The 21213-nt window shown below is 74.7% G+C and carries 20 protein-coding genes; 7 read left to right on the forward strand and 13 right to left on the reverse strand.

Annotated features, from left to right (window positions below; genetic code table 11):
• Positions 1–29: 29 nt before the first annotated feature.
• The 5 genes from ftsY to ACYVAP_RS11290 all read right to left on the reverse strand — a co-directional run bounded on the left by ftsY (position 30) and on the right by ACYVAP_RS11290 (position 4227).
• On the reverse strand, positions 30–1472 hold the full coding sequence (ftsY, locus tag ACYVAP_RS11270) for a signal recognition particle-docking protein FtsY (RefSeq protein WP_498860697.1): 1443 nt from the start codon (positions 1470–1472) through the stop codon (positions 30–32).
• Between the two features lie 91 nt (positions 1473–1563).
• Positions 1564–1782, reverse strand: coding sequence for a hypothetical protein (locus tag ACYVAP_RS11275; RefSeq protein WP_264450381.1), 219 nt, complete (start codon positions 1780–1782; stop codon positions 1564–1566).
• 114 nt (positions 1783–1896) lie between these two features.
• The gene (gene ndk / locus ACYVAP_RS11280; RefSeq protein WP_259360445.1) at positions 1897–2322 is read right to left on the reverse strand and encodes a nucleoside-diphosphate kinase; all 426 of its coding nucleotides are present in this window, start codon (positions 2320–2322) and stop codon (positions 1897–1899) included.
• Between the two features lie 76 nt (positions 2323–2398).
• Complete coding sequence (locus ACYVAP_RS11285; RefSeq protein ID WP_137771309.1) at positions 2399–2854, reverse strand: DUF4233 domain-containing protein; 456 nt, start codon at positions 2852–2854, stop codon at positions 2399–2401.
• 2 nt (positions 2855–2856) lie between these two features.
• Positions 2857–4227 (reverse strand): bifunctional folylpolyglutamate synthase/dihydrofolate synthase, encoded by a 1371-nt coding sequence (locus ACYVAP_RS11290; protein WP_498860698.1) that lies wholly within the window; start codon positions 4225–4227, stop codon positions 2857–2859.
• Positions 4228–4460: 233 nt separating this feature from the next.
• Between ACYVAP_RS11290 and ACYVAP_RS11295 the strand changes: the two genes are divergently transcribed.
• From ACYVAP_RS11295 to ACYVAP_RS11305, 3 genes are read left to right on the forward strand one after another with little or no spacing between them, the layout of a single operon-like run.
• Positions 4461–5276 carry a hypothetical protein gene (locus ACYVAP_RS11295; protein WP_498860699.1) on the forward strand — a complete coding sequence of 272 codons (816 nt, stop codon included), beginning with the start codon at positions 4461–4463 and terminating at the stop codon, positions 5274–5276.
• Positions 5273–5434, forward strand: a complete 162-nt coding sequence (locus ACYVAP_RS11300) for a hypothetical protein (RefSeq protein WP_498860700.1) — start codon at positions 5273–5275, stop codon at positions 5432–5434. Before ACYVAP_RS11295 ends, ACYVAP_RS11300 begins: the two co-directional genes overlap by 4 nt.
• 6 nt (positions 5435–5440) lie before the next feature.
• Positions 5441–6808: a WXG100 family type VII secretion target gene (locus ACYVAP_RS11305; RefSeq protein ID WP_498860701.1), complete on the forward strand. Its 1368-nt coding sequence runs from the start codon at positions 5441–5443 to the stop codon at positions 6806–6808.
• A gap of 82 nt (positions 6809–6890) precedes the next feature.
• On the opposite strand, the gene ACYVAP_RS11310 is transcribed toward ACYVAP_RS11305, so the two are convergent.
• The 5 genes from ACYVAP_RS11310 to ACYVAP_RS11330 form a co-directional block, all read right to left on the reverse strand.
• Positions 6891–7319: a hypothetical protein gene (locus ACYVAP_RS11310; RefSeq protein ID WP_498860702.1), complete on the reverse strand. Its 429-nt coding sequence runs from the start codon at positions 7317–7319 to the stop codon at positions 6891–6893.
• A 230-nt stretch (positions 7320–7549) separates the two neighbouring features.
• The gene (gene ileS, locus ACYVAP_RS11315; protein ID WP_498860703.1) at positions 7550–10849 is read right to left on the reverse strand and encodes an isoleucine--tRNA ligase; all 3300 of its coding nucleotides are present in this window, start codon (positions 10847–10849) and stop codon (positions 7550–7552) included.
• Positions 10850–11128: 279 nt separating this feature from the next.
• Positions 11129–12676, reverse strand: coding sequence for a sensor histidine kinase (locus ACYVAP_RS11320; RefSeq protein WP_498860704.1), 1548 nt, complete (start codon positions 12674–12676; stop codon positions 11129–11131).
• Complete coding sequence (locus ACYVAP_RS11325; RefSeq protein ID WP_137771316.1) at positions 12673–13416, reverse strand: response regulator transcription factor; 744 nt, start codon at positions 13414–13416, stop codon at positions 12673–12675. Before ACYVAP_RS11325 ends, ACYVAP_RS11320 begins: the two co-directional genes overlap by 4 nt.
• Positions 13417–13531: 115 nt before the next feature.
• On the reverse strand, positions 13532–15403 hold the full coding sequence (locus tag ACYVAP_RS11330) for a serine hydrolase domain-containing protein (RefSeq protein ID WP_498860705.1): 1872 nt from the start codon (positions 15401–15403) through the stop codon (positions 13532–13534).
• A 179-nt stretch (positions 15404–15582) separates the two neighbouring features.
• On the opposite strand from ACYVAP_RS11330, the gene ACYVAP_RS11335 reads away from it, so the two are divergent.
• On the forward strand, positions 15583–15990 hold the full coding sequence (locus ACYVAP_RS11335) for a hypothetical protein (RefSeq protein ID WP_264450372.1): 408 nt from the start codon (positions 15583–15585) through the stop codon (positions 15988–15990).
• A 124-nt stretch (positions 15991–16114) separates the two neighbouring features.
• On the forward strand, positions 16115–16387 hold the full coding sequence (locus ACYVAP_RS11340) for a 2Fe-2S iron-sulfur cluster-binding protein (RefSeq protein WP_137771319.1): 273 nt from the start codon (positions 16115–16117) through the stop codon (positions 16385–16387).
• Between the two features lie 41 nt (positions 16388–16428).
• Here ACYVAP_RS11340 and ACYVAP_RS11345 read toward each other — a convergent pair whose 3' ends face one another.
• Positions 16429–17532 carry a BadF/BadG/BcrA/BcrD ATPase family protein gene (locus ACYVAP_RS11345; protein WP_498860706.1) on the reverse strand — a complete coding sequence of 368 codons (1104 nt, stop codon included), beginning with the start codon at positions 17530–17532 and terminating at the stop codon, positions 16429–16431.
• Between the two features lie 349 nt (positions 17533–17881).
• Between ACYVAP_RS11345 and ACYVAP_RS11350 the strand changes: the two genes are divergently transcribed.
• Complete coding sequence (locus ACYVAP_RS11350) at positions 17882–18835, forward strand: N-acetylmuramic acid 6-phosphate etherase (RefSeq protein ID WP_498860707.1); 954 nt, start codon at positions 17882–17884, stop codon at positions 18833–18835.
• Entirely contained in the window at positions 18832–19737 is a 906-nt protein-coding gene (locus ACYVAP_RS11355) for a MurR/RpiR family transcriptional regulator (RefSeq protein WP_498860708.1), read from the forward strand. Before ACYVAP_RS11350 ends, ACYVAP_RS11355 begins: the two co-directional genes overlap by 4 nt.
• A 159-nt stretch (positions 19738–19896) precedes the next feature.
• Here the strand turns inward: ACYVAP_RS11355 and ACYVAP_RS11360 are convergent, their stop codons facing one another.
• Both ACYVAP_RS11360 and ACYVAP_RS11365 read right to left on the reverse strand, forming a co-directional pair.
• Positions 19897–20730, reverse strand: a complete 834-nt coding sequence (locus tag ACYVAP_RS11360; protein WP_498860709.1) for a phosphotransferase — start codon at positions 20728–20730, stop codon at positions 19897–19899.
• Between the two features lie 103 nt (positions 20731–20833).
• Positions 20834–21133 carry a hypothetical protein gene (locus ACYVAP_RS11365; protein ID WP_498860710.1) on the reverse strand — a complete coding sequence of 100 codons (300 nt, stop codon included), beginning with the start codon at positions 21131–21133 and terminating at the stop codon, positions 20834–20836.
• Between the last annotated feature and the right edge of the window lie 80 nt (positions 21134–21213).

The following is a 21213-nucleotide window of genomic DNA, read 5'->3' on the forward strand; positions in this document are numbered from 1 at the left end:
TGCGCACCGGTCCTCGCCGGGCCCGTGGCTCAGTCGCCCAGCAGGGCGTCCACGAAGGAGTAGGTGTCGAAGGGGGTGAGGTCGTCCATCCCCTCGCCGAGGCCCACCATCTTCACGGGCACGCCGAGCTCGCGCTGCACGTTGACGACGATGCCGCCCTTCGCGGTGCCGTCGAGCTTGGTGAGGACGATGCCGGTGATGTTCACGGCCTCGGAGAACACGCGCGCCTGCTGCATGCCGTTCTGCCCGGTGGTGGCGTCGATGACGAGCAGGACCTCGGCGACCTGGTCGCCGTGCAGGCCCTTCTCCGCGACCCGGCGCACCTTGCCGAGCTCGTCCATGAGGCCCTTCTTGTTCTGCAGGCGCCCCGCGGTGTCGATGATGACGACGTCGACGCCCTGGTCGATGCCCTGCTTCACGGCGTCGAAGGCGACGGCGGCGGGATCGGCGCCGTCCTTGTCCGAGCGCACGGTGTCCACCCCCACGCGGGAACCCCAGGTGGCGAGCTGGTCCGCGGCGGCGGCGCGGAAGGTGTCCGCCGCGCCGAGGACGACGCTGCGCTCCGCGGCCACGAGCACGCGGGCGAGCTTGCCGACGGTCGTGGTCTTGCCGGTGCCGTTGACGCCGACCATGAGGATGACGGAGGGGACGGGCTCGCCGTCCGGCGCGGTGCGCACGGTCGCGGCGATCCGGCGGTCCAGCTGGGGGTCCACGAGGCCCACGAGCTCCTCGCGGAGCACCTCGCGCACGGCGGCCGGGTCCTCGGTGCCGAGCACCTGGATGCGGCGACGGAGGTTCGCGAGCAGCTCGTCGGTCGCGTCGGGGCCGAGGTCCGCGAGCAGCAGCGTCTCCTCGATCTCGTCCCAGGTGGACTCGTCGACGGTGGAGCGGGTGAGCAGCCCGAGGATGCCGCGGCCGATCGAGCCGGAGCGGGAGAGCCGTTCGCGGAGGCGGACCATGCGGTCCTGCGGGGCCTCGGGGGTCTCGATGACCGCGACCGACGGGCGCTCGGTGGTGGGGGTGCCGGCGACGTCCTCGACCGGGGCGGCCTCCTCGGCCGGCTCCTGCGCGGAGGGCTCCGCGGCATCGGGCTCGACGGCGGTCGTCGCGGCCTCCGCGCCGGTGGGCTCGTCGGCCCGCGTCCCGTCGGCCTCCGCCGGTGCGGCGGCCTGCTCGGGCGCCCCGGCGGTCGGGGCGTCCTCGGTGGGGGCGGCGGCAGTGTCCTCGGCGGGCGGCGCCACGGGCTCGGCCTGCGCGGAGAGCGTGTCCGCCCAGGTGGGCGCCGCGGGGCGCTCCTTCGTGGCGGTCGGTGCCCCGGTCGAGCCGGTGCCCTCGGGGCCCTGCTGGTCGTCCGTGCCGGCATCGGGGCTCTTGCCGCCCCGGCCGCGCAGCACGGCCCAGGCGCCGGCGCCGATCACCAGGAAGACGCCACCGCCTCCGGCGATCAGGGCGAGGATGTCGTTCGGATCCACGGGTCACCTCCGAGGTCGGGGAAGCCGGTCGAAGCGGCGGGCCAGCGGCCAGTCTAGGCGGCGGTCCCCGGGAGGCGTCCCGGACCCGGGATCAGGAATCCGCGGTCTCCGAGCGTCCGGAGACGTCCGTGCGGGAGGTGCGCGAGCTGTGACGCGCGGCGGAGCGGCGCTCCGCGCTCGCCTGGAAATACGCGGCAGGATCCCCGTCGCGGTCACCGCGCAGGTTGGGCAGCGCGACGACGGCGAGGATCACCAGGGCCACCACCAGGGCGACCAGGAGGAAGACGACGGTCACCAGCGTCATGGTCATTCCCACATTGTGCACGCCGAGCCCGCCCGTGACCGGGAGATCCGGGCGGGCGCGGCGCAGTGCGACGGAGTTCTCATCGCTCGGTGGGCGCCGGAGCGCCCGGGCCGGGGCGGATCAGCCCAGCTCGGGGAACCAGATGCCGATCTCGCGAGCGGCGGACTCCTCGGAGTCGGAGCCGTGCACGAGGTTCTGGATGACGGGGAGGTCCTGCTCGCGGGCGAGGTCGCCGCGGATGGTCCCCGGGGCGGCGGCGGTGGGGTTGGTCGCCCCGGCGAGGGAGCGGAAGCCCGCGATGACCTCGACGCCCTCGACGACGAGGGCGACGAGCGGGGCGGCGCCCATGTACTCCACGAGGCCGGGGTAGAAGGGCTTGCCCTCGTGCTCGGCGTAGTGGGCGGCGAGCTCCTCGGCGGTGGCGGTGCGCTGGGCGAGTGCGACGATGTCGTAGCCCTTCGCCTCGATGCGGCGGATGATCTCCCCGCGCAGGCTGCGCTGGACGGCGTCGGGCTTGAGCAGGACGAGGGTGCGCTGTGCGGTCATGGCACCAGGGTACCGGCGACGCGGACCGGGACGGCCGACGCCCCTCCCCCGACGCCGGGCGCCGAGGGGACGGAGCTCAGCGGTCGGCGTCCTCGGCGCCGTCGGCCCCGCGCTCGGCGAGGACCCGGGCGTCCACGGCGTCCTTCTCCGCGTCGAAGCGGTGCCCCGCGAACAGGCCGTAGACGTAGAGCAGGGCGAAGAAGGTGCCGACCACCCACATCAGCCCCACCTGGAGCCCCAGCAGGATGACGGGCACCTGCAGCGCGACGCCCACCAGGTAGGGCCACGCGCCGCGCCGCAGCAGGCCGCCGCAGGCGACGAGCGCGAGCACGGTGAGCAGGCCCCAGGTCCAGGTGAGGGCGCGCTCGTCCGGCACCAGCTGGTGCGCGACGAGGACGGCGAAGAACACGACGACCGCCTCGACGGTGAGTGTCGTCGCGGCGAACATGCGCTGGGCGCCGTGCGCGCGCCCCGAGGGCGCGAGCGCGGCGAGCGGGGAGCGGCGGGGCGCGCCGGCGGTGCGATCGGCCATGGTCACTCCCCCTCCGCGCCGAGCAGCTCGCGGACCTCGGCGGCGAGGGTCACCGACCCGGCGACGACGACGCCGCCGAACTGGTCGCCCTCCTGCTCGGAGAGGTCCACCGCGATCTGGATCGCGTCGGGCAGGCTCGCGGTCTCGACGACCCGGTCCTCGTCGTCGAACACGTCCCGGGCGAGGTCGGCGAGGACGTCGGCCGGGATGGCGCGCGGGGAGGAGGACGCCGTCACGACGACCTGGTCCAGGAGCGGCTCGAGCACGGCGAGGATCTGCTCGGCGTCCTTCTCCTGGAGGATGCCGACGATGCCGACGGTGCGGGTGAAGCGGAAGTTCTCGCGGACGGTCGCGACGAGGGTCTCCGCGCCCGCGGGGTTGTGGGCGGCGTCGACGATCATGGTCGGCGACTGCCGCACGACCTCGGCGCGACCCGGCGAGGTCACCGTCGAGAGCGCGGCGGAGAGCATCTCGCCGTCCAGCGGGATCGTGCCCCCGCCCAGCAGCGCCTCCGCGGCGGCGACCGCGAGCAGCGCGTTGCTCGCCTGGTGCTCGCCGAGCAGCGACAGGAACACCTCCTCGTAGCGACCCGCGATCCCCTGGATCGTGAGCATCTGGCCGCCCACGCCCGGGGTGCGGGCGATGACGCCGATCTGCTCGTCCTGCACGGCGGCCTCCGCGCCGAGCTCCGTGACCCGCTCGCGCAGCACGTCCATGGCCTCGGGCTCGACCTGCGCCCCGAGCACGGCGATGGCGCGCTCGGTGAGGATCCCGGCCTTCTCCCCCGCGATCAGCTCGATCGTGTCCCCCAGGTACTCCTGGTGGTCCAGGCCGATCGGGGTGATCACGGCGACGTCCGGATCCGCGACACCGGTCGCGTCCCAGGTCCCGCCGAGGCCCGTCTCGACGACGGCCACGTCCACGGGGGCGGAGGCGAAGGCCTGGAACGCCATGGCGGTGAGGTACTCGAAGAAGGTCAGCGGGGGGCCGCCCGCCGCGGCGGACTCCTCGTCGACGATCAGCGCGAAGGGCAGGACGTCCTCGTAGGCCTGGACGAAGCCCTCGTCGTCGATCGCCTCGCCGTCGATCGCGATCCGCTCCGCCGGGGAGTGCAGGTGCGGGCTCGTGGTGCGGCCCGTGCGCAGCCCCGCCTCGCGGAGGATCCGTTCGAGGATCCGCGCGGTCGTGGTCTTGCCGTTCGTCCCGGCGATGCGCACGGTGCGGTAGGAGCGCTGCGGGTCCCCCATGAGCTCCATGACCCTCCGGATGCGGGAGAGGTCCGGCTCGATGCGGTTCTCGGGGGCGCGCCGGAGGAGCGCGGCGTAGACCTCGCGCAGCTCGGGCGAGAGGACCCGATGGGACTTCGGGGGCACGGAGGGGCTCCTTCGACGGCTGAGCGGGACGCCGGCCAGTCTACGAGGGCGGCCCCGGCCGCCGGCGGTGCGGGAGCGGCCGTGTGACGAGGCGGACCCCGCGGCCGTTCCTCCCCATCGCCCCTGCGTCCACACGGGGAGTTCTCCCCATGGGTCGGCGGCGGGCGCGACCGTAGCCTCGACCGGGAGCACAGCACCCGGGACCGCCCGGGTCGGGAGCGAGGAGGCGCACGATGAGCCAGCTGCAGGTCACGCTCGAGGAGGCCGCCGCCCGGGCGGTCGCCGGCGGCGTCCCTCCGGAGGATCTCCACCCCGTGTACCGGGCCCTGCTGGACCGTCGCGGCGAGCATGCCCCGGCGTCCCCGGGCACGGCACCGAGCGGGGCGACCGCCGGCCCCGGCTCGCCCGAGGAGCTCGCGCTGATCACCGCGCAGCTGACCGCACGGGCCCTGTTCGTGCTCGCCGTGACGGATCGTGAGGGCACGCACCGGATGCGGGTCGCGCTCGCCCCGCAGCGGATCACGCTCGAGCTGTCGCACGGCGCGGGGCCCGCGCTCCTGGAGCAGGCAGCTCTCGAGGCGCTCCCCGCGCGGATCAACGCCCTTCTCGACCGGGCGGGGATCGCCCCGTCGGTGGCCCGGCAGGAGGTGGGACGCGAGGCGGAGGCGCTGCGCCTGACCGATGAGCAGGTCGCGAGCGCCCGGGAGTCCCTCGCCCGTGGGGCGTCCCCGGAGGCGGCCTTCGGCGCCCTCGAGGGCCTCCCCTCCCCGCTGCGGGACGCGCTCACCGCGCGGGGCCCGCGGCTCGCGGCCTCCCTCACGCTGCACGACCCGCGCCACCGCGCCCTCGCGGGGCCGGTCAGCTGGTCGCGGCTGTGGGTGCGCGGAGAGCACGGCCTGTACCGCACCGACGCGAGCGACGCTCCTCTCGGCCCGGTCCTCCCCGTGGGCGACGGGGACGTGGCGGGCAGCCTGCTGGCCGTCATCGAGGAGGGCGTGCGCTTCGCCGCCGCCGCGACGGCCGCCCCGGGCCCGGGCGAGCAGCGATGAGCGCGTTCTGCGGCATGGACACCGCGCAGGTGCGCGACCATGCCCGGCACCTGCAGGACTCCTCCGCCCAGGTCGAGCAGCTCCGCCTCCGGCTCGACGCGACCGTGCTCGCCGTCGCCTGGGAGGGCGAGGACGCCCACGCCTTCCGCGAGCGCTAGGAGCACGTGGTCACGACGCGCCTGCGCGACCTCGGCGAGCAGCTCTCGGCGCGGTCGCTCTGCTCGCTCGCGGAGGCCGAAGCCCAGGACGCCGCCTCCCGCGGCGACGCCGGGCTGCCCGGCGGGGACGCACCCCGGTCACCGGGCGCACCCGGTCCCCGGGCGGACGGTCCGGGCACGGGTGAGGAGGACGGTCGCCTCGCGGACCTCGCCGGTGCCGCCTCCGATGCGCTGGGGCTCGGGCTCGATGCCGGGATCGACCTGCTCGAGGGCGGGCTCGACGCGCTCGGGGTGCGCACCGAGGGCATCGCGCAGTTCCAGCGGGACGCCGACCACCTGGGCGGGATCCTCGAGGACTGGGTGACCGGCGAGCACGTGCCCACCCTCGCCGAGCTGGGCGCCGCCTCCCTGCTCACCGCGGGATCCGCCGGGGTCGGGCTCTACGAGGCCGCGACCGGGCAGGACACCCCGTTCCTCGACGACCGCCCCGGCGGCATCGTCACGGACGTCCGCAGCGAGCCGCTGCCCGCGCAGGGACCGCAGACCCTGCAGGACCTCGTCGTCGCGAACGACGCCCTGCGGCCGGGCGGCGCGGCCGCCGTCGAGGCCGGGCAGATCGGGATCCAGCGGATCCGGCCGGCCGACGGGGGCGAGAGCGTCTATCTCGTGCAGGTCCCGCCCACCGAGGGATCCGGGATCACCGAGGTCCCCGCCGCCTACGGCGGCCAGGGCAACTCCCGCGACTGGGGATCGAACCTGCGCCTCGTCGCGGGGCAGGACCCGGCCGCAATGGACGACGTGCGGGCGGCGCTGACCGCGGCGCAGGTGCCGGACGGGGCCGAGGTCATGATCGTCGGCCACTCCCAGGGCGGGATCATCGCGAGCCATCTGGCCGCCGATCCCACGTTCAACAGCGCGAGCGGGGCGCCCGGCAGCTACGACGTCACGCACACCTTCTCCGTCGGCTCCCCGATCCAGACCGTCGTCCCCGCGCAGGCCGGCACGCAGAGCGTGAACGTGGGCCATGAGGCCTCGCTCGGCGCGGGCGGGTTCGGCGGCGACCTCATCGCGGAGACGGACCTCGGAGGGCTGCAGGTCGACGGCGGCCACCTCACCGCACCGAACCGTCACGAGGTGACGTTGGACCCGTATCCGGGCACGAGCTGGAACCCGGTGCCGGTGCTCGAGCGGAACCACGACAGCGTCGGGCCCGGGCGCGACTCCGATCAGGGCTACGCCGGCAGCGTGGGACGGGCGACCGCGGGCGATCCCACGCTCTCCGCGCTGCAGCGGGACCTCACCGGCATGTACCTCGGCGAGGGGACGGAGGTGCTCTCCTCCCAGGTCGTGACGGTGGGACGCGCGGAGCCGTGACGACGGCGGGCGGCACGGGGCGCGTGCCCGGAGCCGTGCACGGCGCCGGGGGCACGGTCGGTGCGCAGGTGGCCGCGGGCGCTCAGCCCTCGAAGTCGGAGAGGAGCACCCCGTCGAGCCGCCCGCGCTCGGCCTCGAGCTCCGGGCGCAGGTCCCACATGTCGTACTCGGTCCCGGCGGCGTCGAGCAGGGTGATCTCCCCCGCCTGCCGGTCGCGCTGCTCCTCGCGACCGCTGTGCTCGTAGGCCGCGGCGACGATCGCCGTCATCACCGCGCCGTAGACCTCGAGCGCCTCCTTGGAGGACGCGGCGGAGGTCGCGACGCTCCCGCGCACGTACCGGCGGAACTCAGCCTCGAAGCCGACCTCGAGGCCGGCGGAGGTCACGCCGTCGACGTCCTCGGCGGCGCGGTTCAGCGCCTTCTCGAGCGAGCCCTTCCCCAGGCCGCATCCGCTCAGCAGCAGCGCCGCCGCCGTGGCGGCGCCGCCCAGGAGTCCGCGTCGTGCCACCATCATCGCCTCCTCGTCAGGTCCTGGAGCGAGCATCGCATCCCCCGGCCCGCTGCGCGCGCGGCCGGCCCGAGGATGTGGACGACCGCGCTGCCCGGCGGGTCCGCCGCGCACGAGGTCTCCGCCCGGCGGCCCGCGACGGCCGGGAGGACGCCGAGCGGAGAGCCCCCGGAACGGGAGGGCCCCGCGCGCAGCCCCTCGGGGTGCGGCGCGGGGCGCTCGGGGACCGTCGCTCAGGACAGGTGCGCCACCGACACGGTCACCGTGCCGCCCGCGACCTTCTCGGTCGCGGCATGGGCGCCCGCGGCAGGATCGGCGGGCACCTCGAGCTGCGTCGCGAGCACCTCGCCGGCCACCAGGTCGCGGTGCGCGGAGACCGCGGCGACGACCGCTTCGTCCCCGGCGACCGTGAGGGCGATGCGGTCGGAGACGTCGAGCCCCGCCTCGCGGCGCGCCTGCTGGATCGCACGGACCACGTCGCGCGCGATGCCCTCCGCCTCGAGCTCCGGCGTGACCTCGGTGTCGAGCACGAGGAAGTCGCCGCCGCGGAGCACGCCGATCGCCCGACCCTGCGTCGCGGAGCCGGAGCCCGCGACGAGGTCCAGGGTGTACTCGCCCTCGACCAGGTCGATACCACCGGAGGTGACGGTGCCGTCCTCCGCCTGGGACCAGTCACCGCTCTTCGCGCCCTTGATGACGACCTGCACCTGCTTGCCGAGCCGCGGCCCGGCCGCACGGGCGTTGACGCTCAGCCGCTGCTCCACGCCCATCTCGCGGGCCTCGTCGCCGGAGGCGTCGAGCAGCCGCACGGACTTGACGTTGAGCTCGTCGGCGAGGATCTCGGTGAACGCCTCGAGGGACGCGGGATCCTGGTGGACCACCGTGAGCTCCGCGAGCGGGAGGCGAGCCCGCAGGCCCTCCTTCTTGCGCACCGCGTTGCCGGCGCTCGCGATCGCGCGGACGTCGTCCATCTGCGCCACGAGCGCCTCGTCCCGCGGGAAGAGGGCGTCGTCCGGCCAGTCAGTGAGGTGCACGGAGCGGCCGCCGGTGAGCTGCTTCCAGATCTCCTCGGTGACCATCGGCAGCAGCGGCGCGGCGACCCGCAGCAGGGTCTCCAGGCACGTGGAGAGCACGTCGATCGCCTGCTCGTCACCCTCCCAGAACCGGTCGCGCGAGCGGCGCACGTACCAGTTGGTGAGCATGTCCAGGTGGTCCTGGATCTGCTCGGCGGCGTCCGCGATCGCGAGCTCCCGCAGGGACGTGCGCACGCCCCGCACGAGGTCACCGGTGCGGGAGAGCAGGTAGCGGTCCATGACGTCGTCGGACTCGTACCGCTCCCGGCCGGTGTACCCGGTGGGCCGGCCCTCGGCGTCCTTCTCCCCCGCCGCGTTCGCGTAGAGGGCCAGGAAGTACCAGACGTTCCACAACGGGAGCACCACCTGGCGGGTGGCCTCACGGATCTTCGGCTCATCGACCACGAGGTTGCCGCCGCGCAGGATCGGCGAGGACATGAGGAACCAGCGCATCGCGTCGGCCCCGTAGGTCTCGAACATCTCGCGCACGTCGGGGTAGTTGCGCAGGGACTTGGACATCTTCTGCCCGTCCTCGCCCAGCACGATGCCGTGGCAGATCACCGAGGTGAACGCCGGGCGGTCGAACAGCGCCGTGGAGAGCACGTGCATCATGTAGAACCAGCCGCGGGTCTGCCCGATGTACTCGACGATGAAGTCCGCCGGGTTGTGGGACTCGAACCACTCGGTGTTCTCGAAGGGGTAGTGCACCTGCGCGAAGGGCATCGACCCGGAGTCGAACCAGACGTCGAACACCTCGGGGATGCGGCGCATGGTGGAGCGGCCCGTCGGGTCGTCCGGGTTCGGGCGGGTGAGCTCGTCGATGTAGGGGCGGTGGAGGTTCACCTCGCCGTGCTCGTCCCGCGGAAGGGTCCCGAAGGCCTCCTCGAGCTCCGCGAGGGAGCCGTACACCTCGACGCGCGGGTGGTTCGGGTCGTCGCTCTTCCACACCGGGATCGGCGAGCCGAAGTAGCGGTTGCGGGAGATCGCCCAGTCGCGGGCGCCCTCGAGCCACTTGCCGAACTGGCCGTGCTTGACGTTTCCGGGCACCCAGTCGATCTGCTCGTTCAGCTCGAGCATGCGCTCGCGCTGATCGGCGACCTTCACATACCAGGAGCTGACGGCCTTGTAGATGAGCGGCTTCCGGCAGCGCCAGCAGTGCGGGTAGGAATGCACGTAGGACTGCTCGCGCAGCAGCCGCCCCTGCCGCTGCAGGATGCGGATGATCGGGCGGTTCGCCTCGAACACCTGCAGCCCCGCGATCTCGTCGAGGGCGGTGCCGCGGAAGTAGTCCAGGAACTGGGCGCCGTCGTCCACGGAGACGATGACGGGGATGCCGTACTCGGCGTTGACCTGCTGGTCGACCTCACCGTAGGCGGTGGCCTGGTGGACCACGCCGGTGCCGTCGTCCGTGGAGACGTAGTCCGCGACGGTGACGATCCACGCGTTCTGCGTGCCCCACTGCTCGCGGTTCTCGGAGTAGACGGTCCACAGCGGCTCGTAGGCCATGTGCTCGAGCTCGCCGCCGCGGTAGGTGCGCGGCTCGATCGCGGCGACGGCCTCCTCGGCGTCGGCGTAGCCGAGCTCCTTGGCGTGCGCGCCGACGAGCGCCGCGGCGAGCAGGAAGCGGCCCTCCCCCGCGGCGGTGCCGTCGGCCGCGCCGAGCGGACCGGCGGGCAGCACCGCGTAGTCGAGCTCGGGGCCCACGGCGAGGGAGAAGTTCGTGGGCAGCGTCCACGGGGTCGTCGTCCACGCGAGGGCCTTGACGCCGGCGAGACCGAGCTCCTCCGCCTTCTGACCGGTGAAGGGGAAGGTGACGGTGACGGTCTGGTCCTGACGGTCCTGGTAGACGTCGTCGTCCATGCGCAGCTCGTGGGAGCTGAGCGGCGTCTGGTCGTTCCAGCAGTAGGGCAGCACGTAGTAGCCCTCGTAGGCGCGGCCCTTGTCGTGGAGGGTCTTGAAGGCCCACAGCACGGACTCCATGAAGGAGACGTCGAGGGTCTTGTAGTCGTTCTCGAAGTCGACCCAGCGGGCCTGGCGGGTGACGTAGTCCTCCCACTCCTTCGTGTACTTCAGGACGGAGGAGCGCGCCGCGTTGTTGAACGCCTGGACGCCCATCTCCTCGATCTCCGCCTTCTCCGTCATGCCCAGCTCGCGCATGGCCTCGAGCTCGGCGGGGAGACCGTGGGTGTCCCAGCCGAACCGGCGGTCGACCTTGTAGCCGTCCATGGTGCGGAAGCGCGGGATGACGTCCTTGACGAAGCCCGTGAGCAGGTGCCCGTAGTGCGGAAGGCCGTTGGCGAAGGGCGGGCCGTCGTAGAAGACGAACTCCTCGGCGCCCTCGCGCCGCGCGATCGAGGCGCGGAAGGTGTCGTCGGTGCGCCAGAACTCCTGGATCGCGTTCTCCAGGGCGGGCAGGTTCGGCGAGGGGACGAGCGGGTCGCCGGAGACCGGGTAGACCATGGGGGGACCTCCGAGGAAGCACAGGGGACGGCGGCGGGACATCTGCTGCCCGAGGACGCTCCCGGCGCGGGGCCGGTGGCGCGGTACCACCTCGGTTGGCGTCCCTCGCCGGCCGTGCCGGTGCGGGGCGCCCCCTTGTTCCTCAGCTGTGACGGGCTGGTCCCGGCGGGTTCTACTGGGCGCGCGGCACGGGGCCGGTGCGCTGTTCTTCCCGCGGCTCTCCGGTGATGGCCGGGTCGGTGCCGATGCGCGACAGTGTACGCGCGGCGCCGCGCACGGTCATCCCGCGCCGAGCGGAAGAGACAGGGTGAACACGGTGCGGCCGGGCCGGGAGGCGACCTCGACCGTGCCGCCGTGCGCCTCGGCGATCGCGCGGACGATCGACAGGCCCAGGCCCGTCGTGTTCTCGCTCCCGGAGCGGGCGCGATCGGCGCGGGTGAAACGGGAGAAGACGTCCGGCAGGATCTCGGGGTCGATCCCGGGGCCGTCGTCCTCGACCTCGAGCACCGCCCGCTCCCCCTCGACCCGGAGCCGCACGGAGACGTGGGTGCCGGCGGGGGTGTGCTTGCGGGCGTTGGAGAGCAGGTTGACGATCACCTGCGTGAGCTGGCGGGCATCGCCCCGGACGGTGACGGGGGCGTCGGGCACGTGGACGTCGACGCGGTGCTCGCGGGCCGTCGCACGGGCGTCCATGACGCTCTCGAGCGCGATCTCGCCGAGGTCGACCTCCTCGTGCTGGCGCGGGGCGTCCTCCTCGAGCCGGGCGAGCAGCAGGAGGTCCTCGACGAGCGAGGTCATGCGCGCGGACTGCGCGTCGAGACGGTCCACGGAGCGCCCGCCCTGCTCGGTGAGGTCCTCCGTGAGCCGCAGCATCTGCGTGTAGCCGCGGATCGCGGTGAGCGGGGTGCGCAGCTCGTGGGAGGCGTCCGCGACGAAGCGGCGCATGCGCTCCTCGCTGCGGTGGCGGGTGTCGATCGCGCCCTCGACGTTGTCCAGCAGGTGGTTCAGGGCGCGGCCCACCTCCCCCACCTCGGTGCCGGGCACGGCGTAGCGCTCGGGGACCCGCTCGGTGAGGGTCACGCTGCCGCGGTCCAGCGGGGTGCGGGCGACGTCCCCCGCGAGCCGGGCCACACCGTCGAGCGGGCGCAGTGTGCGGCGCACGAGGGCGGAGCCGCCGATCCCCGCGGCGGCGAGCGCGGCGAGGGTGGCGATCAGGAGGGTGAGGTCCAGGCGCAGCAGAGTCTCGCGGACGGGGTCCACGGGGAGCCCGGTCGCGATCGCGGTGGCGTCCGCGCCGGCACCGGATCCTCCCGTGCCGGCGCCGCCGTCGTCGGAGCCTCCGGCCCCGGAGCCGCCGTCGGTGAGCAGCACCCGGTAGGTCCCGATGCTCAGGGTCACGGTGGTGCGCCCGTCGTGCCCGGTCGAGCCGATCGGGGCGGGGTCGAGGTCCGCGAGGGCCGTGCGCAGCGTGGCGAGGTCCTCCGCACCCAGGTCCTTCAGGTCCCCGGACTGGTCGCGCCAGGTGGCGGAGGTGACCTCGCCGTCCTTCAGGGCGACGGTCAGCTCGTACTCGCCGCTGCCGGGGTCCCCGCCCGTCGGCGCGGAGGGCAGACCGGAGGGGTCCGGTCCGTCCTGCGGGGTGGTGACCACGCCCTCGCGGACCAGCGCTCGGGAGGCGGCGCGCTCGAGCTGGCCGTCGAGCTCGTCGTAGAGCTGGCCGCGCACGGAGACGTGGGCGATCACCCCGATCGCGAGGCACACCACGGCGACCGTCGCGGCGAGCAGGGCGAGGAGCCGCGCTCGCAGGGTCAGCGGGCGGCGCCTCATCCGGCGGGCTTGAGGACGTACCCGGCGCCGCGCACCGTGTGGATCATCGGCTCCCGGCCGGCGTCGATCCGCTTGCGCAGGTAGGAGATGTACAGCTCGACGATGTTCGCCTGGCCGCCGAAGTCGTAGTTCCACACCGCCTCGAGGATCTGCGCCTTGGAGAGCACGCGCTGCGGGTTCTCCATGAGGTACTGCAGCAGCTGGTACTGGGTCGCGGTCAGCGGGACGACCTCCCCGCCGCGGGTCACCTCGTGGGTGTCGACGTTCATGACGAGGTCGCCGACGACGAGCTCCTCCGCCCCCTGGGCGACGACGCCGGAGCGCTGCACGAGGCGGTGCAGGCGCAGCAGCACCTCCTCGATCGTGAATGGCTTGGTGACGTAGTCGTCCGCCCCGGCGGCGAGACCCTCGATGCGGTCCGTGGGGGCGTCCATCGCGGTGAGCATGAGCGCCGGGATGTCCGGGTGCAGGGCGCGCACGCGGCGCAGCACCTCGACCCCGTCGATCCCGGGGAGCATGCGGTCCAGGACGAGGACGTCCGGCCGCAGCTCGCGGGCCTGGCGCACGGCGTCGAGGCCGTCCCCCGAGAGGTGCACGTCCCAGCCGGTCATCTGCAGCGGGAAGCGCAGGAGATCGGCGATAGTGGGCTCGTCCTCGACGACGAGCACGCGGACGGGGCTGCCGTCGGGGTGCTCGAGGCGCGGGAGCGCGGCGAGGGCGGCGAGGGCGTTGTCGGGCACGGGGGACCTCCTGGCGGGATGCTGCTCCGAGACTAATCGGCGATCGCGCCCGGGACACCGCCGACCCACCAGGTCACAGCGACCGCTGGCGGTCCCCACAGCGCGCGCACAGGCGTCAGCTCCGCCCGACCCGCTCCCAGCCGTCCGCGCTGACGGCGGCGGCATCCGCCTCGCGGTCGGTGTCCAGCAGCGTCTCCCCTCCCCGCGTGATCGCGATCCGGCCGACGAGCGCGCCGAGACCGCGGACGGCCTTGTCGGTCGTGACGGCGGCGCGCACCTGCACCTCCCCGGCGAGCGCGGCGCCGCCGGCGTCGACGAGGTCGAATCCGCCGCGCCAGGTGAGGCGGCCGCCCCAGCCGGTGACGACGCCGTCCGGGAGCTCGATCCGCTCCTCGACGAGGTCCTCCACGGGCCGGCCCCGGTCGCGGTCGCGGCGCTCGAGCGCACCGGCGAGGGGCGCCCAGGTGGCGCCGCCGTCGGCGCTGGCCTCGATGCGCATGGTGTCGTAGGCGGTCTCGAGGTGGGCGAAGAGCTCGACCTCGAGCCGCGCGGGCTCCTCCCCCGCCGACGGGAGGTCGGCGGAGGCGGTGAGCGTCGCGGTGCGGGTGTCCTCCTGGCCGGCGAGCCATCCGGCCTCCGCCGGCAGGATGCCGTGGGCACGGGCGACGGCGGTCGAGACCTCGCGGCGCACGGCGTTGGTGCTGGACCACTCGCGGGTGGGGTGCACGGCGTTGGTGAGGAGCACGATGACGGTGTCGGTGAGCGGGTCGATCACGAGCGAGGTGCCGGTGAAGCCGGTGTGGGCACCGCTGAAGGGGCTCGTGAGCCCGGAGTGGTAGGCCCAGGCGGTGAGCTCCGGGCCAAGGCCGCGCCGTGCCCCGCCCTCCCCGGTGATCCCCGCGATGCGGTCGGTGAACATGTCCTGGACGGTGGCCCGCTCGAGCACGCGGGCGCCGCGGTGCTTGCCGCCGCCCAGCAGCATGCTCGCGAAGACCGCGACGTCCTTCGCGGTGGAGAAGACTCCCGCGTGGCCCGCGACGCCGCCCAAGGCGTAGGCGTTCTCGTCGTGGACGCGGCCGTGCACGAGCTCGCCGTAGAACTCCTGGTACTCGGTCGCGGCGATGCGGGGGCGCAGGGAGGCGTCCGGCGTGTACATCGTGTCCGTCATGCCGAGCGGCGCGGTGATGTGGTCGTGCACGTACGCGTCCAGGCGCTGCCCGCTGAGCTCCTCGACCATCCGACCGAGCGCGATGAGGCCCAGGTCGCTGTAGAGGTAGCCCTCCTCCGGGGCCGCGGTCGGGGTCGCGGTGAGCGCGGCGTCCCAGCGCGCGGCCTCGTCCGGCCAGTCGCTGTACAGCGGCAGGAAGGCGGGCAGCCCGCCGGTGTGGGTGAGGAGGTGGCGCACGAGGATCTGCTGCTTGCCGTTCTCGCCGAAGCGGGGCACGTGCCGGGCCACCGGGTCCTCGAGGGAGACGCGGCCCTGCTCGACGAGCTGGAGCACGGCGGTCGCCGTGAACAGCTTCGAGAGGGAGGCGAGGTCGAAGATCGTGTCCGTGCGGACGGGGATCCGCTCGGTCTCCGGGAGCTGCGTGGTGGCGTCCGCCCAGCGCAGGGCGTCACCCTCCGCGTGCTCGAGGACGATGCCGCCGCCGACGGCGACCAGCACGCTCGCCCCGGCGAAGCGCGGCGGGTCCTGGGCGATCGCGGCCCGCAGGATCTCCGGGACCTCCTCGATCCACGCCTCGTCGAGGCCGGCGGCGCGCGGTGAGGAGGGATGCAGGGGGTGCCCGGGTCGTCGGTCCCACGGGTGACGACCGGCGGGGCGCCGCCCGCGGTCCCAGGCGGGCACGGCGGCCGCGGCGGCGGCCCGCGGGCTCGGCTTGGGCGGCGAGGGATCACCCATCGCGAGGGCGGGGACGGGCGAGGCGAGCCCTGCGGCGAGGGCGGCGGCCATGAGGCCCGTGCGACGGGGGAAGGAGGAGGTCATGCCCGCCCACCGTAGGGCGGAGCCCGCCATGTGGCAACCGTCACACCCGCAACCCTGGCCGGGGCGGCCCGCTCTCAGGGAACCGGCCCTCCTCGCACAGCGCCCCCACAGGTCGCGACGGTCGGATGGTCCACGTCGACGGGGCAGCCGCCTCGTCGCCCCGATCACCGGAGGTCCCGATGAGCAGTCCGCGCGAGCCCGACCCCCCGCTCCGCCCGTCTCCCGCCCACATGCCCGCGAGCTCCCGCGCGCTCGCCCGCGCGGCGGGTGCGCACTCCGGCGGTGCGCACGCGCAGCCCGTGGCCGCCGCCGTCGAGGCACCGCTCGCCGAGGTCGTGCAGCCGACGGGACGGTCGATGTCGACCCTCGCCCGCGCCGCCCTCGGCGCCGGCGCCGCCTCGCTGGGCGCCGCCGCGCTGCTCGTGATGACCTTCGGGCCGGCCGCCCTGGCCCTCGAGCCGAGCACGCTCGCCTCCTCGCCGCCCTCCGCCTCGGCGGAGGCCCCCCATCCCGTGCGCGCGGCCGCCTGGGTCGATGCCGCGCCCGAGGTCGCCGTGACGCAGCGCGAGCAGGAGCTCGAGGCCTGACCCGCCGCTGCGCGGCGCCGCGGGTGAGGTGATCCTCACCTGCGACGCAGGGGTCGTGCGTGGGATGCTGGTGCGACGGCGCCCGGCATCGGCCGGGGCCCGGATCGACCATCAAGGAGCGAGGATGTCGCTGTTCGGAGAGCCCTTCACCGCCAAGTGCCTGAAGTCGGGGGTCACTGTCGAGGTCGCCGAGGGCCAATCCCTGCTCCAGGCGCTCCTCGACGCCGGCATCTCGATGGACTACTCGTGCGAGGGCGGCGTGTGCGGCACCTGCGTCGTGCCGCTGGTCTCCGGCGAGGTCGAGCACCTCGACGAGTTCCTCATGGACGACGAGCACGACACCCAGATGACCACGTGCGTCTCCCGTGGCGTGGGCGAGATCGAGATCGACGTCTGATCCTTCGCTGAACCCCGCCGGTCATCCTGCGGGGAGCGCGATCAGCGGGCCGGGCCCGCCGAGCGGGCGGCATGCTCGGCCGCGAGCCGGAGCGCCCCGTGGACGGGCTCAGCACCCCGCACCATCCTGAGCCCCCGGACCTCGAGACCGGCCCGGACGCCTGCGCGGACCGACGCGCTGCGCTCGAGCACGGATCCCGTCACGACGACGGCCCCTCCGACTCCTGCTCCGGGGTCCCGCACCGCGTCGAGCGTGCCGAGCAGCGCCTCCGCGGCCCCATCGAGGATCCTCGCCGCGACGGCGTCACCGGCGGCCGCCGCATCGCTCGCGAGCGGTGCGAAGCGTCCCCAGGCGGCCGGGGCGAGCGGGTCGACGGCCGCGATCATCGCCTGGCGCACGTCCCCCTCCCCCGGCTCCCCCGGCGCGGGGAGTCCGAGCTCCCCGAGCACCGCCGCCGACAGCATCGTGGAGGGGCCGCGCCGGTCGAGGTCCGCGGCCGCCGCACGCAGCACCTCCCGGCCGATCCACACCGCGGAGCCCGCGTCCCCGAGCAGCCAGCCCATCCCGTCGGACCGCTCCACGGGGCGGTGGCCCGCGAAGCGCACCGCCGCGGCGCCCGTGCCGGCGAGCAGGAGCAGGCCGTCCCCGCCGGTCCCGCCCGCGGCGAAGGCCGTGACCATGTCGTCGACGACGTGCACGTCGGCCGGGTCCAGCAGATCCCGATCACACGGCGCCGGGGAACGGGCGGCGAGCCGCTGCCCGAGCCCCTCCCGCACCGCGCGCTCGACCCACCCGTGCCGGGCCGGCCCGGCCCCGGCGATGCCGAGCACGACCACCGCGCGCACCGCAGGTCCTGCACCCTCGGCCCGCGATGGACCGGAGCCGCTCGGGGCGGCGCCGTCGGGATCCGCCCCGGCGAGGAGGGCGGAGCCCTCGCCGAGCGCGGCGGCGACGAGGTCCAGCAGCGCCTCGAGCGCCCCGGGGGAGGCGGAGCCGGGGTTCGCCCCGGGACCCTCCCGGCGCAGGAGCTCCTCCCCCGCCTCCCCGGTGGAGGAGTCGAGGAGGTGGACCCGCAGGCGGGCGTGGGTCCCACCGACATCCGCCCCGAGCAGCAGCGTGCTCCCCCGGCTCGTCCCGCCGCCCATCGCGCCTCCTCGTCCATGGCCGGGGTGTCTCCTGGAGATCCCCGATCCCGCATGCTATTTTCCTGCGAAGTCTTTCATCCGAAAGTTCTTTCCGCACGGTGGCGGTCCCGTCGCCGGCCACGCGTGCGCGCCGCACCCCGTCCCGGAGGTGACCATCATGAAGGATCGTCCGCCCCGGGGAGCCGCACCGGCGGCCGCCCTGTCTCCCCGCACGGCCGCCCCTGCACCGTCCCGTGGACAGCGCGCGCCCCGCACGACCGGCACACGATGATGAGCGACGCGCGATGATGGGCGGCACGACCACGCAGCGGCGCCCCGTCCCGGTGCGCGCGACGGAAGGAGACCGGCGATGAGCGCATGGCAGTCGCTGCTGGACCTCGCCTCCCCCACCGAGGAGCGCAATCCGGCGACCGAGGACCTCGACACGCTGCCGGCCGCCGAGCTCACCGCGAGGATCCTCGAGGCGGACGCCGCCGTGATCACCGCCGTGCAGTCGCTCTCCGCGCCGCTCGCCGCGCTCGTCGAGGACTGCGTGGCCGCGATCGCCGCCGGCGGCACCGTGCACTACGTGGGCGCGGGCACCTCGGGGCGTCTCGCCGTGCTCGACGCCGCCGAGCTCCCGCCCACCTTCAACGCGGGCCCCGACCACTTCACCGCGCACCTCGCAGGCGGCCCGCGCGCGATGGTCGTCGCCGGCGAGGGCGCCGAGGACTCCGCCGAGGACGGCGCCGCGCTCGTGCGCGAACGGTGCGGCCCCCACGACGTCGTGATCGGGCTCGCCGCCTCCGGTCGCACGCCCTACGTGGGCGGAGCGCTCACCGCCGCCCGGGAGAAGGGACTGGTCACCGCCCTGATCGCCGCGAATCCTCAGGCCCCGCTCGCCGAGCTCGCCGATCACACCCTGCTCGCCGACGTCGGCCCCGAGGTCGTCACCGGCTCCACCCGCATGAAGGCCGGGACCGCGCAGAAGCTGCTGCTGAACGCCCTCTCCACCGCGACGATGGTCCGGCTCGGGAAGACCTACTCGAACCTCATGATCGACATGCGCGCGAGCAACGAGAAGCTGCGCGCCCGCAGCGTCCGCATGCTCGTGCAGGCGAGCGGCGCGGCACCCGAGCACGCCGCCCGCGTGCTCGAGGAGTCGGAGGGCTCGATCCGGGTCGCCCTCGTCGCCCTGCTCGCGGGAGCCGATGTCCCCGCCGCCCGGGACGCCGCCGCGGCCCGGCCCCCCGATCCCTCGCGGGCGGGCGACCCGGCCGGGATCCGCGCCGCGGTCGCGCTGCTGACGGAGGCGCGCCGATGACCGCCGCCGGGCACGAGCAGGTGCTCACGACGCTGCGCGCGATAGCCCCGGGCATGCAGGGGGCGCTGCGCCGCATCGCCGACGTCATGCTCGCCGATCCCGCGGCCGCCGCGGAGCTGTCCATCGACCGTCTCGCCGAGGCCGCGGACTCCTCCCCCGCCTCCGTCGTGCGCCTCGCCCGGGACCTCGGCTTCTCCGGCTACCGGGAGCTGCGCTTCGCCCTGCGCGCGGACCTCGCCTACGCCTCCGGCCGCGACGCCTCGAACGGGGGATCCGCGGAACTCCACCGCGACATCGACCCCTCCGACTCCCTGGACCAGGTGATCGCCAAGATCGCCTTCGCGGACTCCCGCGCCGTGACCGAGACCTGCGAGCGCGTCGACACCGGCGAGCTCGCCGCGATCACGGAGCTGCTCTCCTCCGCTCGCCGGGTCGCGACCTTCGGGGTGGGGGCCTCCGCCTTCGCCGCCACGGACCTCCAGCAGAAGCTCTCCCGGATCGGCCTGTGGGCGGCCGCCTACAGCGACGCCCACGAGGGCCTGCCCGCCGCCTCGCTGCTCGGCGAGGGGGACGTCGCCGTGGGCATCTCCCACGGCGGCGACACGATCGACGTCGTCGACGCGCTGCGGATCGCGCAGGAGGCGGGGGCGCGGACGGTCGCGCTGAGCAACACCGCCGGCTCCCCGCTCGTCTCCCTCGCGGACCATGCGCTGCTCACCGCGGCCCAGGAGTCGCCCTTCCGCTCCGGCGCGACGGCCTCCCGCCTCGCGCAGCTGACCCTCGTGGACATCATCTTCGTGACGGTCGCGCAGCGGCACCACGAGGAGGCGGGCAGGGCGCTCGAGCGGACCCGCGAGGCGATCGCGGCGCGCCGCCTGGACCGCGGCGGCCGCCGCCGCTGAACCGGGCCCCGTCGGTGCTCACGGCCCACGGCGAAGTATTGGCGCGTCAGGGAGCATGATCGGCCCGGCATGCTCCCTGAGGTGCCCATTGTTCCTGAGGTGCCCATCGCCTCTGGGGTGCCGATGGCCCCTGGGCTCCGGTGGCGACGCGGACCCGGCTCAGGAGCGGAGCGCGTCGCGCCAGATCTCCGCGTGCCGCTCGAGGTGCGCGGCCACGCATGCCCAGTGCTCGCCGTGGCCCTCGAGGTACATCGACCCCCATGGCTCCCAGCCGCTGCGGTGGGCGCGCTCGAGGTGGTCGTGCATCGCCTGCGCCCGGCGCGGGAGCAGGGCCGCGAGCTCGGCCCGCAGCGCGGCATCGGCACCGTAGCCCCGCCCGGTGGTCCCGTCGGCCGCGCCGGCCTCGTGTCCCAGTCCTGCCGTCCCGTCGGCCCCGTCGACGCCGTCATCGACGCCGAGCACGAAGGCGCGGAGGTCCTCGGCGGCGCGGTGCGGATCGGCGGTGACGTCGTTGAGCGTGAAGGCCTGCGCGGAGTAGGCGAGGTCCCAGGCGCGGGTGCTCAGGCCGGCGCCGTCCCAGTCGATGAAGACCCACCGCGGCCCGAGCACGAGGTTCCAGGGGGTGAGGTCCCCGTGGCAGACGAGGTCCGCGTCGGCGACGGGGATGAGGGCCGGCCCAAGGCCCAGCTCCTGGGCGCTCAGCCCGGCGCAGGCGTCGTGGATGAGGCGCACCATGGCCCCGACCTCGGCGAGCTGCGGGCGGCTCAGCGGCGGGGAGTCCATCGCGAGGGCGCCGGGCACGTACTCGGTCACCATGCGGCCCTGCTCGTCCTGCCCGAGCGGCGCCGGCAGGTCCACGCCGCGGTCCCGCAGCGTGCCCATGAGCGCGAGCACCCCCGGCGAGTGCGGGGTCCAGGGCTTGCGGACGGTGTCCCCCACCCGCATGACGCCTGCGCTGGCGTTCCCGCCCGCGAGCGGGATCTCCGGTTCCATACCGGGAGCGTAGTCGGGGCCCGGCACGCCCCTAGAGGTGACGTCGGAGGTGGCGTCGACGACGCCAGAGCTGTCGACGGCGACGCCGCCGGCGGCCGCGTCGTCAGAGGCGGGGACCGGCGAGCGCCCAGGCGAGGATCACGAGCACCGCGGCGCCGGCGGCGACGGGCATCGCGGCCGCGAGCGGCAGCGCCGGCCCGGCGACGAGCAGCCCCAGCACGACGAGCGAGGCGACGCAGAGCAGGGCGGCGAAGAGCAGCGGACGGCCCATGGCTCGGCGGCCGCCGCGGGTGAGGGTCTCCCCCTCGCGGAGGTCCGGGTCCTGGTGGTGCGTGAGCGTGGTCATGGTGTCCTCGTCGACGGCAGGGTTCCTCGGGCCGGGAGGCTCGGGGACGGGCGACATGACCCGATCCTCCTCGTCCCCGCCGCCCCGGTCATCCCCTCGCCGGAGGAGAAGCCGTCATCCTTTCGTCGTACGTCCGG

It is taken from the genome of Brachybacterium horti (genome assembly GCF_054777615.1).